Genomic DNA, 14136 nt, shown 5'->3' with positions numbered 1-14136 from the left:
TTATCTTGATGTCTATTCTTAGCAGCACTGATCCATTCCTAGTAACACAAATTGCGAACCGTTTGGTGTTTCATCGTCATCTAATGTTAATCCTTCTACTGTATCTTTAACATCTTTATCAATGGACACTTTAATTCCATCAATTTCTTCAACAATATCGTTTTCTTCAGGCGCATCTAAAGAAATTCCTAATTGCGGTCCACAACATCCTGCTCCCATCGAATAAAAGCGAATACCTTCTGCACCCTTTTCTTGAAAAATAACCTGTAATTTATTTTTAGCCTTTTCTGTGATATTCATTATAATTCCCCCTTATTTTTTAAAGTTGAACAAATTCCTTCAATTGGTCATAGCCTATTTTTACTTCCTTCATCCAAGGGATTAACGCACTATTATCAGCTAATTCTTCTTGTACTTTCTTAATCCATTGCCTTTCCGATGCTGCACGTGCTTTTAATACTTTATCTGTTGTTCCTGTTGCATATAAACTTCGATTGATGACCCACCATTTTGGAGTTATCTCTGCTCGCTTTAAGTCATCCTGCAAGCGTGTTGCCTCAAAAACAGGAGTTGCTTCTGGCAATGTAACAACGACTACCCCTGTCTCTTCTGGGTTACGCAGTCTTGGCAATAACTTTTTCACACTTTCTGGAATTTCACCAGTAGAACGGCTCATTTCCCTGTGATAAGCCTCCGATGAATCAAGTAAAAGCAACGTATGCCCGGTTGGTGCAGTATCGATAACAACAATTTCTTGTTCAGACCTTTCTACTACATCGGCAAAAGCACGGAACACCGCAATCTCTTCCGTACATGGAGACTCAAGGTCTTCCTGTAAGTAGGCAAGTTCGTCATCATTCAATTCACCAGCATTAGTGATTACTTCTTTTTTGTAGGCTTCCACTTCTACTTCTGGGTTAATACTGCTGATGGATAGATTCTCATTAACAGTACCGTTTTGGAACATATAATCCAGATGTGCTGCTGGGTCAGTTGTTGTTAAATGAACTTTATGCCCTTTTTCCGTCAATCCAACTGCAATTGCTGCAGCAACAGATGTTTTTCCAACTCCACCTTTACCCATTGTAAAAATAACACGAGTATTTTTAGATGAAAAATCATCAATTACATCCTTTAGTTCAGAAAGTGGTGCAAATTCAGTACCCTGATCGTCCTCCTTGAATTTAACTAAAGGAGCATCACTCACAATCTGACGAAGGCGATCAATACCAGTTAACGAATACGATACAAAAGGTAATGAGAAGGTTTGAATCTTTTTCGATTCCTCTGGTGTTTTCGTCAATGCTTCATGCTGCCCTTCGTAAAAAGCAGTAGATACCTCATCATTTTTTTCATAAGACTGCAATAACCCATTTATGATAAGCATTTGTTTTTGGATGCCAATGTCTCCAAGTTCTAATGATGCACGGTTCGCTTCAATCAGGGTGGATTCCTCTGGTCTGGCAACTAAAATTAGTGTTGTTTTGTCACCATCAGAAAGGGATTCAACTGCTTTTTGATACATAGCCTTCTTATCACCAAGGCCTGATAATGGTCCCAAACAAGAAGCCCCATGTGTTGCTTCCTCCAAATAACCAGACCATGCTGTCGGCAGAGATAATAAACGAAGCGTATGGCCCGTTGGAGCTGTATCAAATAAAACATGGTCGTATTCGCTAAATATCCCATCATCTGCTAATAAATGAGAGAATTCATCGAATGCAGCAATTTCTACGGTACACGCTCCAGAAAGCTGTTCTTCCATCTGATTGACTACCGATTCAGGAAGTTTATCTCTATATGGGCCAACTGTCTTTTCTCGATATGCTCTTGAAGCTTCTTCTGGATCAATATTACTGGCAAATAAGTTTTTCACACTTGGAATTTCAACAGGTTCACGAGATAACTCGATTTCAAATACGTCCTGCAAATTAGAAGCAGGATCCGTGCTGACAAGCAAAACCTTTTTTCCTTGATCAGCAAGTGCAACTGCTGTTGCACATGCTACAGATGTTTTTCCAACTCCACCTTTGCCAGTGAAAAATAGATAAGGTGTTTCAACATGCTGTTTCGGATTATAAAGTGTATACATTTTAAGATCTCCTTTAGTCGAGTTTTACGGAAACACGTACACGAGGTTTCTGAGTCAATTCCTTTGCACGTACTTCCAACCATTCCGCAAATTCTTCATTGGTTGGATATTCACCCACTTTAACTACTTCCCCATCTAAAAGTGTGACCGGAAGTGCATCTGCTCCTTTTTCTTGAAGAACCTGATTAACCGTTTCATTTTCAGCAAAAGCAGCAGGTTCATTAGCTAAATTAAATCGCTTAATGTCTACATCTTTCTGTCCCAGTGAATAAACGGCTGAAGCTACCCTTGTTAAATTTGGGTCAACACTTGGTCCGCAAACACCTGTTGAACAGCACATAGCTGGGTCAAAGATTTCTACTTTTTTCATACGTTATACCCTCCAATTATTTGTATATAACTATATACTTATATGTTAACAGATAGTTAAGCCTTGAGGATATTCTCATGGCTTAACTTCTTGATATTTTCCCGTTTCAGCAAAACGTTTGATTCGTTCACCAATTTCATCACGAACACGCTGAAATACTTTCCACACTTCCTCTTCTGTACCTTCTGCTTTAGCTGGATCATCAAAGCCCCAATGTTCTCTTTTTACATGCGGTGGCGTCATTGGGCAACGATCTTTTGCATCACCACATAAGGTTACTGCAATTGTTGCGTTGTCTAAAAATTCTTTGTCAATGGTTTCCGATTTTTGGTCAGAAATATCAATTCCAACTTCCTTCATTGCTTTAACAGCATTTGGGTTTAGTCCATGTGCTTCAATACCTGCACTTCTTACTTCCCACTCATCTCCAAGATACTTTTTTGCCCAGCCTTCTGCCATTTGACTTCGACATGAATTTCCTGTGCATAAGAAATAAATAGTTTTTTTAGCCATATAAATACTCCTTTATCAAAATATAGTTAATGTTAAATATAGACCTAGTAACGTGATAAATAGGATTGGTATTGTTAAAATAATACCCGTCTTGAAATATGTTCCCCAAGAAATCTTAATTCCTTTTTGTGAAAGAACATGAAGCCATACTAATGTTGCCAAAGAACCAATTGGTGTGATTTTTGGACCTAAGTCTGATCCAACAACGTTTGCATAAACAAGTGCTTCTCTTAATACGCCAGTAGTATTTGTTTCCGCAATTGCTAGGGCGTCAATCATTACTGTTGGCATATTATTCATAATGGATGATAGAAAAGCAGCAATGAACCCCATTCCAACAGTAGCAATAAATAAGCCTTCTTCGGCAACCGTTTGAATGACACTTGCTAGAGCAGTGGTGAGTCCCGCATTTCCTAATCCATATACTACGACATACATTCCGATGGAAAAGAACACAATATCCCACGGCGCACCCTTAATAGCTTTTTTTGTATTTACTGCAGAACTTTGTCTACCCATAATTATGAAGAAGATAGCAATGGTTCCTGCAATAACGGAAACAGGTATATTGATAAATTCGCTGGTAAAGTATCCAATTACTAATAAGCCAAGGACATACCAAGATAGACGAAACATTTTATGATCTTTAATAGCATTTCTAGGTTCGGTTAATTTAGAAACATCATACGACCTTGGAATACTTTTTCTAAAATAAATCAGTAACACGGAAATGGTTGCAACTAATGAAAATAAATTTGGAATAATCATTCGTGAAGCATATTCAACAAATCCGATACCAAAGAAGTCTGCAGACACAATATTTACTAAGTTACTTACAATGAATGGCAATGATGTTGTATCAGCGATAAACCCACTTGCCATAATAAACGGAAAAATCATTTTTTCTTTAAAATTTAAATTACGTACCATAGCAAGTACGATTGGTGTAAGAATTAACGCTGCACCATCATTCGCAAACAAGGCAGCAACAATCGCACCTAATATACTGATATAGACAAACATTTTTATTCCATTACCCTTTGCAAAACGGGCCATATGTAAGGCAGCCCATTCGAAAAATCCAATTTCATCCAAAATTAAAGAAATAAGAATGATTGCTACGAATGCCAATGTGGCGTTCCAAACGATTTGTGTTACTTCGATTACATCACTAAACCCTACGACTCCTACAATTAGAGCTATAACTGCTCCTCCCATTGCAGACCAACCAATATTTAAACCTTTTGGTTGCCAAATGACTAGGACGAGGGTTGCTACAAATATGAGTATTGCGAGTATAAGCGTTGATGACAATGTTTTTACCTCCAATTAACAACAAGTAATTCGTGTACCCTTTTCTTCCAACTCTTTTAGTTTATCTTCTTGACTTGGCAATTGATCCAGAATCGGTTTGATGAATGAATAATACTCATTATTTTTATTTACCGAGTAGAAAATCCATTGTCCTTTCCTTTCTTCCACTACCAGTCCTAAATCTTTAAGCTTACGCAAGTGTTGACTAACAGCTGGCTGACTGAACTGAAATATTTCTACAAATTCACATACACAACAAGCGTGATTATCCATTAATTTCATCATCGTTAGACGTGTCTTGTCACCAAGCAGTTTTAAAATGTTCGCAGCTTTGTCTATTTCAAAAGATTTTTGCAGCATCTATATCCCTCCTTATTATTATTTATTATGAAAATAGTATATAACTATTTGCTTATATGTTCAATGGATTAACCTACAGAAACATGAAATTTTAAGAAATCATTTTATTTTATTCCCTACTACTACTATTCTTTAGGTTAGAATCCTTATATGCATGTATTAATTATTGGATTTTTAACTTCATATTTAATTTGATGCGTTTTCTAACTTTTCCCCACCGTTCCTGTAATCCAGCAGGCTTTTCTAAAATCCTAGTGTTGAAAACAAAGCCAATTTTATAGTCCTTTTCGAACAACTCTCATGCGGAACATCGTGTTAAAAGGGAGTTATGGGGAATTCAGCAAATAAATTTGATTAAAAAGGTTGCAATTTAATTTTATGGATAATATACTGTTGATAAATCAAAAAAAATTGATGTATTAGTTGGAGGTGAAATAATGGAATTAATTAAAAAAGTAAATGAATTAGGCGAAGATGAGGCACTTGATTTTTATGAAAATATGTTTAATGCTTTAGCTGATAAAATAAGATTAAAAATTATAAATGAAATTAGTAAAAGTCCAAATAAATCTTTGTGTGTCTGTGATTTAGAAGAAAAATTAGAGTTAAAGCAATCAAAACTATCTTATCACTTAAAGAAATTAGTAAAAGCCAATATACTTATACCCGAAAAACATGGTACATGGAACTATTATAAAATTAATGAAGAACAAATACAGGTTGTCTTATCTGAAGATACTTGTTGTAAAATTTTCTAACAGGTATCTTAGTTATTTATTATATAAATAAACTTTTTTTGATTTATATATCAAAAAAAGTTGATTTAAAGGTGAAGGAGTTATACTTATGACAGATTCAATTTTAGAATTTATAAAAACCTTTTTCATGCTATTTTTTGAATTGCTTGCCTTATTTATTGTAGTGAGTTTTATTGTGAGTTTAATTCAACAAGTAGTATCAGAGGTAAAAATTAAAAAATTTTTAAGTCGTCCAAACAAAGCTGTTAATTATTTACTTGGTACATTATTTGGTGCAATTACACCATTTTGCTCCTGTTCAACAATACCTGTGCTAGCAGGATTATTAAATGCCAAAGTACCATTTGGACCTTCAATGAGTTTTTTAATTGCTTCACCATTAATGAATCCGCTTATTATTTTCATGCTTTGGGTACTTTTAGGTTGGAAAATTGCACTATTATATTTTATCGTGCTAGGTGTTTTTAGTATTTTAGTAGGGTTTGTATTCTCGAAACTTAATTTAGTAGGGACGTATAAAGGTGTAACTGTTAAAGGTGATGGCTTTTTCAGTAATAAACAAGGGTCCAGAGTTAAGCAAGCTTTAAATGATGCATGGGCATTTCTTTATCCAATGCTTCCTTACTTATTCATAGGGGTCTTTATTGGTGCATTTATTTATGGATTTGTTCCGGCAGAGTTTATTACAAAATATGCAAGTGGTGACGGCATTTTCTCTGTAATGATTGCTTCGGTCATTGGTATTCCAATGTATATTAGACCTGAAACAATGTTACCTATTGCAGAAGCACTTGTTTCAAAAGGTATATCAATGGGTACTGTAATTGCTTTAGTTATTGGTGGTGCAGGTGCAAGTATTCCAGAAGTAGTTATGTTGTCTAAACTATTTAAGAAGAAATTTTTAGTTGCATTTATTTCAGCTATTTTAATTGTGGCTATAAGTACAGGTCTTATTGTTAATTTAATTCTTTAGGTTTAAAGAGAAAATAGTTGTTGCGCTTGCATCATCAAATTATCCTTTTAAGGAGGTGATATTCATGGCAGAAAAAAAGTCTGGTCTTAAAAAGTTGTTCTCTAAACCCAATCAAGCTTGCTGCAGCGTTGAAATTGAAGAAGTCAAACCGACTGAAAACAACAGCTGTTGCGGATCCTCAAAGGAGAACACTAATAAGCAACGGAAAGAGGCTTAATAAGGAAGGTCAAAACTCGCAATTATTGCAAAAGGGCTTCGTTTAGAGGCCTTTTTGCTTTAATTACTCATAGAAAAGGATGATACCAATGATTGTCAATCATGCAAGTACATTGAGTAAAGAATACTTTAAATCGTAAATTCAACTTATTATAATAGTGTTATTAACTATGTAGTAGGACGCTTTGTTGGAAGGTTTTTAAAGTTTTCCTATGAAGATACAGTTAGCTTAAATATGACAATTATTGCTAGGAATTCACCAGTGTCTTTGGCTATAGCTGTGACAGCATTCCCTGATCAACCTCTTATTGCTTTGGCTTTAGTTATTGGGCCGTTAATTGAATTACCTGTACTTGCCATAGTTTCGCAAGCTTTACTTTTCACAAGGAAAAAAAGTAAAAATAAAGACTATCCTATATAATCTAGGATAATCCTCCTTATTTTATTTAACAATCAGGCCGTTTGTTAGATTGTTCCAATCGGATAGATCAATGTAATTGTATCAAACCCTTTTATAAATTATCAAACTTTATTTCAAAGCCACAGTAACAGTGGATACCGACTTTTCACTAAAGGAAAAGGCATTTAGGTGAGGACACAAAAGGAATCGGAAATCGTAACAGATACGATACCGATTCCTTCTATGAAGACTAAATAAATAGATCACTTCTCACCATTTATTAATTAGAGAGTTTCCAACATTAATGTTTGCGAACAGCGCCAGATGGTTTAATTATACCGATGCACAAGGATCACAACATTGAAAATTACCAATAAATATTTTTCGTGTCCATAATGAATTGAACCACAATAATAAGTGCAAAGTTATTTACAATTTCACTTTGAAAATTAATTGTCGATATAAATGATGAATTCGTAATATATATTAGCTATGAAAGTTGAAGAATCAAGCATAAAATTTCCTAAAAAAAAATAAAGCATAAAGCTTCCAAACGGAAATTATATGCTTTACGTCACATATTAACAAAAAAAACCACCAAATATGTATTGGTGGAGACGGTGGGACATGCTCTTCCATGCTTTCGTCATGGCACTGACTATATCTTGAACCTGATCACTTCACAGGTTCTCCGGCGTCTTATGCGAAATGTTTATTTACCTTATCAAGGCAAGATTTCGCATCCTAGTACTACCATTGGAATGGCAGCCTATAAGTCGATACACGGCTGTTGGATTGCTCCACACACCGCTCGGCATTGCCTTATTGCTATAAATAACAACTTAGGTTTCACCGATAAAGCCGGATTTTCACTTTTGTATTACTACAAAAGGCGACTATTTACTAATCGAACCCACGTCCAGAGGTATTGCCACTCAGGCTTCTACACGCGTAGTTGGTATATTAGTCTTCACTGCATCATCGGCCTGCCAACAGGCTTTTAGAGCAGCTAGTCTGATTGGTTTCAACTATCATCCTCGAGACGGCGAATGACAGTATAGCCCGCTTCATTTGAGACCCTTCAATCTGCATCACGGGCGAATGCAGGAAGGATCGCTTTAGAACTACTTACGCAGCAGCTAAAGCTGGTTGATTGTTAGTTTTGCCAGTTATATTTAGGCGAATAACGTTTTACGAGCCGTAACCTCGACGTGCAACCTGAGCTCAATCTACCCCTGTCGAATCCGTAACGTCCCCGTAAAGAGTAACGCTCGGGTAAGCTTGAGCAATTATTAAATTGACTGTCGTCCTAACGACAATTCTTATTATATCACAAACTTGACAAAAATCAAGACCTGGTAAGCTTTACATGCGGTCGCGATCCTTGATTGCCCGGTCGATATCGCGTTTCATTTGCTTCCGCTTTAAATCTTCACGTTTATCATATTTCTTTTTCCCTCGGCCAAGACCGATTAATATTTTTGCTACACCATTTTTAATATAGACCTTCAACGGTACCAGTGCATACCCCTGCTGCTGCGTTAATCCGATCAATTTATCTATTTCTTTGCGATGCAGCAGCAATTTGCGGGTTCTAGTTGGATCATGGTTAAATCGATTCCCTTGTTCATATGTGGCAATATGCATATTAATCAGCTTTACTTCACCACGATCAATTCGTGCATGGGCATCTTTCAAATTGATTCTGCCCGCACGGATTGACTTAATTTCAGTGCCCTGAAGTACAATTCCGGCTTCATACGTATCCTCTATAAAATAATCATGCGATGCTTTTTTATTTTGCGCGATTGTTTTTCCGATTCCTTTTGGCATACCCGGCTTCCTCCTACTGCTTGCGTGGCTCTTATTTTATCAAAAATCAGTGGATTTAGCCAGTATGCCAAAATAATTGCCTTCTACTCCGTTAATCCTTTAGTGATCATATCGACATTCCATTCAATCATCTTTATATACGTATCTCCATCTTCACCTTGTTTCCCTAATGAATCCGTAAATATTTTCCCAACGATTGGTACACCTGTTTCATTTGAGACGGTTTCCATACTGCGAGGATCGACACTAGTTTCTACAAATAATCCAGGAATGTCCTTTTCCTTAATTAAATCGACAACGGATTTAATCTGATCTGGTGTGCCCTCATTTTCAGCATTAATTTCCCAAATATATGCTGCGTGAAATCCATATGCTGCCGAGAAATATTTAAACGCCCCCTCACTTGTTACCAACACTCGCTTTTCTTCTGGTATTTCCGCCACTTTTTTCTCTATTTCTTTTTCTAATGCTTCCAACTTTTTAATGTACTTCGTTGCGTTTTGTTCATATTTTTCCTTGTTATCCGGATCGATCTTGATCAAAGCATCTCTAGCATTTTCTGCATATTTAATTCCATTTTCTACAGCCAGCCATGCATGGGGGTCGGGCTCACCTTTATGCCCACCGGATTTAAGTAATTGCGGATCGATCCCTTTCGTAATGCGAAATACTGTCGCATCCTCTTCAGACTTACCAGCTGTCTCAATCATATTTTGAAACCAGGAGTTGCCGGTTTCTAAATTAAATCCATTATAAAATACAATATCTGCGTCTGTTGTTAGTTGCACATCATCTGGCAATGGATCATACGAATGCGGATCCGTTCCGATTGGTACAAGACTATGAACCTCCGCAAGATCTCCTGCGACGTTTTTCACGATATCATATAAAACGGAATACGTCGTCACAACCTGAAGCTTATCATCACTTGCTTTAGCATCCTTACCGTCGCCTTTATCGCCTGAACACCCTGCAATCAAAAGAACTGCAGCAAACAAAAAAGTTATAATGTATTTCTTCATTTTCCATACCCCTCCAATTTGTTTTAAGAATAAGAAGCCCGTTTTCTGCGCGTACGAATTTTTTTCCATAACACGCCATGCTTTGGAGAAAAAATAAACGTTACAACAAACATTGTTGCTGCCACCAAGACGATCGTAGCACCCGATGCCAGGTTAGCTTTATAACTAATATAAAGACCGATCACAGATGCAATCGTACCAAAACCTGCGGACAGAAAGATCATGGTCGATAACCGGTTGGTCAACAAGTATGCCGTTGATGCTGGCGTGATCAGCATGGCAACCACCAGGATGATTCCAACTGTCTGTAACGATGCAACCGTGACCATGGTTAATAAAGTCATCAAAAAATAGTGAATCAATTTTGTTGGGAGTCCGTATGCTTGTGCCATAGTCGGGTCAAAAGAGGTTACAAGTAACTCTTTATAGAAAACATAAACACTAACAAGTACAATCAGACCGATTATCAAGGTCATCCACATATCTGAGGACCGAACAGCCAGCACATTCCCAAATAAAATATGGTATAAATCGGTACTGCTCTTCATTAGCGTAATTAAAATAATCCCAAGTGCAAAGGCCGCGGAAAACACGATCCCAATGGAAGAATCGTTTTTAATCCGGCTATTTTGACTAATATAACCGATCCCAATGGCGGTCAGCACTCCAGTGAAAACCGCGCCAAAGAAAAAGTTGATCCCGAGGAAATAAGAAACCGCAACACCCGGAAGAACCGCGTGTGAAATAGCATCCCCCATTAAAGCCATTCCTCTTAGTACAATAAAACATCCGATTACACCACAAATGATTCCAACCATGACAGATGTTAACAGAGCTTTTTCCAAAAACTCATAATGCATAATTGCTTCCAAAAAGTTCATGCTTTCACCCCCAGTTCTTTTAGAAAGGAGAGTTGCCCTTGATAAGCTCGGATAATTGTCTCTGGCTGCATCACATCATCCACATCGCCAAATTCGACCAGCTCCTGATTCAGTAAAAGGACCTGCTGAAAATAATCCTTTGCTTTACTTAAATCATGGTGAACGACTAAAATTGTTTTCCCTTGACACTCAAGTTCCTTTAGTATCCGAATAATTGTTTCCTCGCTACCGATATCAATTCCTACAAATGGCTCATCAAGAAAAAAAACTTCTGCCTGTTGAGCAAGGGCCCGTGCAATAAAAACACGCTGCTGCTGTCCACCAGAAAGCTCACCAATTTGCCGGTTTTTAAAATCTTGCATTTGCACCTTTTCCAGACAATGTATCGCAAATTCTTTATCCTGCTTTTTCGGTTTTTTAAACATCCCAAGCCTTGGATAGCTCCCTATTAGCACCGTATCAATAACCGATATTGGAAAGTCCCAATCAATATCACTTCTTTGCGGCACATAGGCAATCTTTTTCCGAATATCCTTCCTATCTTTGTTCAAAATTACTATCTGACCATTATCTTTGGGTATTAGCCCCAAAACGGCTTTTAACAAGGTGGACTTTCCCGCTCCATTTGGACCAATAACTCCCACGAGCTTACCTGGAGCAATGGCAAAAGAAACATCCTTTACTGCCTCTTTACCATAGTAGGATACAGATAAATGCTCTACAGCAACAGAACTAATCATTTTCTACCCCTCTTTTCTTCACTGCTGCACAACTGTTTTTTGACGTTATACAGGTTAATTAACCTTAGTATAATTTGTAGTATATAATCTAAATAATTTTATGTCAACAATAAAATTTACCTAACGCAAAACTCATTGTATTCTTATGCTGCCATGACAAATTGATGACAACACAAACGTTTTTTTAGTTTTTTTAAGTGCGTGTTCAAAAGTCACCTAATGAGAAGCAAGAAGGTCGAGGCGGCGTAGCTCCCGGCACCGGGCTTGTACAGGAGGTACTGACTTCTGCTGTTGGCGATTGTCGTGGGCGGTTTTAGTAGAAGATCCTTATCCCAGGTACATGAGAAGCGGAAAAGCAAGCGGGCGACACGATTCGCCGCTTATCGTTTGGTGACTTTCTGAACATCCTCTTTAAACAAAAAAATTGCCAGCCCTGTTTGAGCCAGCAATGCCTTGCAAAATTCCGTTTAGGATTTTCTTTTTGTTTTACGTGGTTTACGACCATTTATTTCATTATCACGTTTCTTACGTCTTTTTGCCCCTGCCAATTCAAAGTCGACAGCACGCTCATCCAAATTTACACTTTCGACACGAACTCGAACCTCATCCCCGATGCGGTACATATTGCTCGTCCGTTCACCAATCAATGCTTGATTGCGTTCATCGTAATGATAATAATCATCGGTCAGCGTACTCACATGGACAAGTCCTTCGACCGTATTCTCCAATTCAACAAACATACCAAAGTTGGTAACCGAGCTTATAACACCTGTATATTCTTCACCAATGCGATCCTGCATGTATTCCGCTTTTTTCAGATCATCGGTTTCCCGTTCGGCATCGACTGCCGTCCGTTCCATTTCTGATGTATGTCTGGCTATTTCCGGCATGCGTTCTTTCCAGGCCTGAATCGTTTGCTTATCCATCTGTTTCTCAATCAAGTATGTCCGGATTAATCGATGAACAATCAAATCAGGATACCTTCTAATTGGCGATGTAAAGTGGGTGTAAAACTCTGTTGCCAAGCCAAAGTGCCCAATACTTTGCGGATCATATTTTGCCTGCTTCATGGAGCGCAGCATCAGTTTGGAAACGATCATCTCCTCAGGCTTTCCTTGAACCTCTTCAATCACCTTTTGTAATGCTTGTGGATGTACCTCATTAGCAGTACCTTTAACAACATAACCAAGGCCGGCTAAAAATTCGAAAAAATGCTGCAGCTTTCCTTGATCTGGCTCCTCATGAATGCGATGGATAAATGGTACATCCATCCAATGAAAATGCTCCGCTACCGTTTCGTTTGCTGCCAGCATAAATTCCTCAATTAAACGCTCGGCAACCGAACGCTCACGTAATACTACATCCTCTGCTTTCCCATTCTCGTCAACCAATACTTGTGCTTCTTTAAAATCAAAATCAATTGCCCCACGTCCCATTCGCTTGCCGCGTAAAATGGCTGCAAGCTTTTCCATTTTCTCAAACATCGGAACAAGCGCATCATATTTATCGCGTAGTTCCTTATCTTTGTCAACTAAAATTTTGTTGACATCACGATATGTCATCCGTTCCGTTGTCTTAATAACACTTTGAAAAATGTCGTGGTTAATAACTTCACCTTTTGTATTGATTTCCATTTGGCAGCCTAATGTGAGCCTGTCTACTTGGGGGTTCAAGGAACAAATCCCGTTAGACAGCCGGTGAGGAATCATGGGAATAACCCTGTCTACCAAATACACACTAGTCCCTCGTTCGAAGGCTTCTTTATCCATCGGTGTACCTTCTTTTACATAATAGCTCACATCTGCAATATAGACGCCAAGCTGGTAATTGCCATTGTCCAATTGTTTTACGGATACGGCATCATCAAGATCTTTTGCATCCGCTCCATCAATCGTGACAATTGTCTCATCACGTAAATCACGGCGCAGTACTATCTCTTCCTCCTTGATCGTATCCGGAGCATTCGCTGCTTGCGCTAAAACTTCATCGGGGAAATCTATCTTAATTCCATGCTTATAAATAATGGAAACAATATCGATGCCCGGATCATTTTTGTGACCGAGGATTTGAATAATTTCGCCTTCTGCACTTTTTCTATCTTCTGGATACTTTGTAATATGAACGATAACTTTATGACCACTTACTGCTCCCATTGTCATGCCTTTTGGTACAAAAATATCATTCGGAATTCGCTTGTCATCGGCAATTACGAAACCAAAAGCGCGATTATCTTCAAATGTCCCAACAACGGTATGAACGGCTCGCTCTAAAATTCGAATGACCGTTCCCTCTGGTCTGCTTCCACCGTCACTTTTCTTTTCCAGACGAACTAAAACCTTGTCATTGTTCATCGCTGACGCCATATCGGAATGATGAATATAAATATCGCGCTGATCCTCATCGTCTGGAATCAAAAAGGCAAAACCTTTCGCATGCATTTGAATACGGCCGCGAATCAGATTCATTTTTTCCGGCAAACCAAAACGATTTTTGCGGGTTCGAACAAGCTCTCCCGCCTCTTCCAGTTCATTTAGTGATTTTATCAATTCCTTAAATTCCTCAGCATACTCAAGCTCCAATATTTCCTCTAATTCATTAATAGACAACGGTCTTGTCCCACTTTCATGGAAAAAATCAAGTACCTGTTGTTTTATTTCCTTCATA

At 37.9% G+C, this 14136-nt stretch carries 14 protein-coding genes, 1 other RNA gene and 1 pseudogene; 4 read left to right on the top strand and 12 right to left on the bottom strand.

Annotated elements, in window-relative coordinates; genetic code table 11:
• Positions 1-18 precede the first annotated feature (18 nt).
• The 6 genes from CZ382_RS20745 to CZ382_RS20720 all read right to left on the bottom strand — a co-directional run bounded on the left by CZ382_RS20745 (position 19) and on the right by CZ382_RS20720 (position 4649).
• Positions 19-300, bottom strand: coding sequence for a HesB/IscA family protein (locus CZ382_RS20745; protein ID WP_060681933.1), 282 nt, complete (start codon positions 298-300; stop codon positions 19-21).
• 19 nt (positions 301-319) lie between these two features.
• Positions 320-2092 carry an arsenical pump-driving ATPase gene (arsA, locus tag CZ382_RS20740; RefSeq protein ID WP_060681932.1) on the bottom strand — a complete coding sequence of 591 codons (1773 nt, stop codon included), beginning with the start codon at positions 2090-2092 and terminating at the stop codon, positions 320-322.
• Positions 2093-2105: 13 nt separating this feature from the next.
• The gene (arsD, locus tag CZ382_RS20735) at positions 2106-2462 is read right to left on the bottom strand and encodes an arsenite efflux transporter metallochaperone ArsD (RefSeq protein WP_060681931.1); all 357 of its coding nucleotides are present in this window, start codon (positions 2460-2462) and stop codon (positions 2106-2108) included.
• A 75-nt stretch (positions 2463-2537) separates the two neighbouring features.
• A complete protein-coding gene (gene arsC, locus CZ382_RS20730) occupies positions 2538-2975 on the bottom strand; it encodes an arsenate reductase (thioredoxin) (RefSeq protein WP_088053028.1) in 438 nt (145 codons plus the stop codon).
• A gap of 15 nt (positions 2976-2990) precedes the next feature.
• Positions 2991-4289 (bottom strand): arsenic transporter, encoded by a 1299-nt coding sequence (locus CZ382_RS20725; protein WP_060681929.1) that lies wholly within the window; start codon positions 4287-4289, stop codon positions 2991-2993.
• Positions 4290-4304: 15 nt separating this feature from the next.
• The gene (locus CZ382_RS20720; protein WP_060681928.1) at positions 4305-4649 is read right to left on the bottom strand and encodes an ArsR/SmtB family transcription factor; all 345 of its coding nucleotides are present in this window, start codon (positions 4647-4649) and stop codon (positions 4305-4307) included.
• Between the two features lie 437 nt (positions 4650-5086).
• Between CZ382_RS20720 and CZ382_RS20715 the strand changes: the two genes are divergently transcribed.
• The 4 genes and pseudogenes from CZ382_RS20715 to CZ382_RS20705 all read left to right on the top strand — a co-directional run.
• Positions 5087-5407 (top strand): ArsR/SmtB family transcription factor, encoded by a 321-nt coding sequence (locus CZ382_RS20715; protein ID WP_060681927.1) that lies wholly within the window; start codon positions 5087-5089, stop codon positions 5405-5407.
• A gap of 88 nt (positions 5408-5495) precedes the next feature.
• Positions 5496-6380 (top strand): permease, encoded by an 885-nt coding sequence (locus CZ382_RS20710; protein ID WP_088053027.1) that lies wholly within the window; start codon positions 5496-5498, stop codon positions 6378-6380.
• A gap of 64 nt (positions 6381-6444) precedes the next feature.
• On the top strand, positions 6445-6597 hold the full coding sequence (locus CZ382_RS23845; RefSeq protein ID WP_155555331.1) for a hypothetical protein: 153 nt from the start codon (positions 6445-6447) through the stop codon (positions 6595-6597).
• Positions 6598-6756: 159 nt separating this feature from the next.
• Positions 6757-7017 (top strand): annotated as a pseudogene (locus CZ382_RS20705) (arsenic resistance protein); the annotation flags it as partial.
• Positions 7018-7900: 883 nt separating this feature from the next.
• Here CZ382_RS20705 and ssrA read toward each other — a convergent pair.
• The 6 genes from ssrA to rnr all read right to left on the bottom strand — a co-directional run bounded on the left by ssrA (position 7901) and on the right by rnr (position 14135).
• Positions 7901-8245, bottom strand: a transfer-messenger RNA (tmRNA) gene (gene ssrA / locus CZ382_RS20700).
• Between the two features lie 116 nt (positions 8246-8361).
• Positions 8362-8829 (bottom strand): SsrA-binding protein SmpB, encoded by a 468-nt coding sequence (gene smpB / locus CZ382_RS20695; RefSeq protein ID WP_088053026.1) that lies wholly within the window; start codon positions 8827-8829, stop codon positions 8362-8364.
• Between the two features lie 83 nt (positions 8830-8912).
• Positions 8913-9851, bottom strand: a complete 939-nt coding sequence (locus CZ382_RS20690; protein WP_088053025.1) for a metal ABC transporter substrate-binding protein — start codon at positions 9849-9851, stop codon at positions 8913-8915.
• A gap of 23 nt (positions 9852-9874) precedes the next feature.
• Positions 9875-10732: a metal ABC transporter permease gene (locus CZ382_RS20685; protein ID WP_088053024.1), complete on the bottom strand. Its 858-nt coding sequence runs from the start codon at positions 10730-10732 to the stop codon at positions 9875-9877.
• Positions 10729-11472, bottom strand: coding sequence for a metal ABC transporter ATP-binding protein (locus CZ382_RS20680; protein WP_088053023.1), 744 nt, complete (start codon positions 11470-11472; stop codon positions 10729-10731). Before CZ382_RS20680 ends, CZ382_RS20685 begins: the two co-directional genes overlap by 4 nt.
• 467 nt (positions 11473-11939) lie before the next feature.
• A complete protein-coding gene (gene rnr, locus CZ382_RS20675; protein WP_088053022.1) occupies positions 11940-14135 on the bottom strand; it encodes a ribonuclease R in 2196 nt (731 codons plus the stop codon).
• Between the last annotated feature and the right edge of the window lies 1 nt (position 14136).

The sequence above is a fragment of the Virgibacillus dakarensis genome (assembly GCF_900155625.1).
GTDB classification, from domain to species: domain Bacteria; phylum Bacillota; class Bacilli; order Bacillales; family Amphibacillaceae; genus Lentibacillus_C; species Lentibacillus_C populi.
The sequence above is the reverse complement of the archived record's forward strand: the minus strand, read 5'-3'. Positions and strand labels throughout refer to the sequence as shown.

Bases quoted from the DNA above. Each gene is read 5' to 3' on its own strand.
- CZ382_RS20745 (WP_060681933.1), bottom strand. From the start codon at position 300: ATGAATATCACAGAAAAGGCTAAAAATAAATTACAGGTTATTTTTCAA.
- arsA (WP_060681932.1), bottom strand. From the start codon at position 2,092: ATGTATACACTTTATAATCCGAAACAGCATGTTGAAACACCTTATCTA.
- arsD (WP_060681931.1), bottom strand. From the start codon at position 2,462: ATGAAAAAAGTAGAAATCTTTGACCCAGCTATGTGCTGTTCAACAGGT.
- arsC (WP_088053028.1), bottom strand. From the start codon at position 2,975: ATGGCTAAAAAAACTATTTATTTCTTATGCACAGGAAATTCATGTCGA.
- CZ382_RS20720 (WP_060681928.1), bottom strand. From the start codon at position 4,649: ATGCTGCAAAAATCTTTTGAAATAGACAAAGCTGCGAACATTTTAAAA.
- CZ382_RS20715 (WP_060681927.1), top strand. From the start codon at position 5,087: ATGGAATTAATTAAAAAAGTAAATGAATTAGGCGAAGATGAGGCACTT.
- CZ382_RS20710 (WP_088053027.1), top strand. From the start codon at position 5,496: ATGACAGATTCAATTTTAGAATTTATAAAAACCTTTTTCATGCTATTT.
- CZ382_RS23845 (WP_155555331.1), top strand. From the start codon at position 6,445: ATGGCAGAAAAAAAGTCTGGTCTTAAAAAGTTGTTCTCTAAACCCAAT.
- smpB (WP_088053026.1), bottom strand. From the start codon at position 8,829: ATGCCAAAAGGAATCGGAAAAACAATCGCGCAAAATAAAAAAGCATCG.
- CZ382_RS20690 (WP_088053025.1), bottom strand. From the start codon at position 9,851: ATGAAGAAATACATTATAACTTTTTTGTTTGCTGCAGTTCTTTTGATT.
- CZ382_RS20685 (WP_088053024.1), bottom strand. From the start codon at position 10,732: ATGAACTTTTTGGAAGCAATTATGCATTATGAGTTTTTGGAAAAAGCT.
- CZ382_RS20680 (WP_088053023.1), bottom strand. From the start codon at position 11,472: ATGATTAGTTCTGTTGCTGTAGAGCATTTATCTGTATCCTACTATGGT.
- rnr (WP_088053022.1), bottom strand. From the start codon at position 14,135: ATGAAGGAAATAAAACAACAGGTACTTGATTTTTTCCATGAAAGTGGG.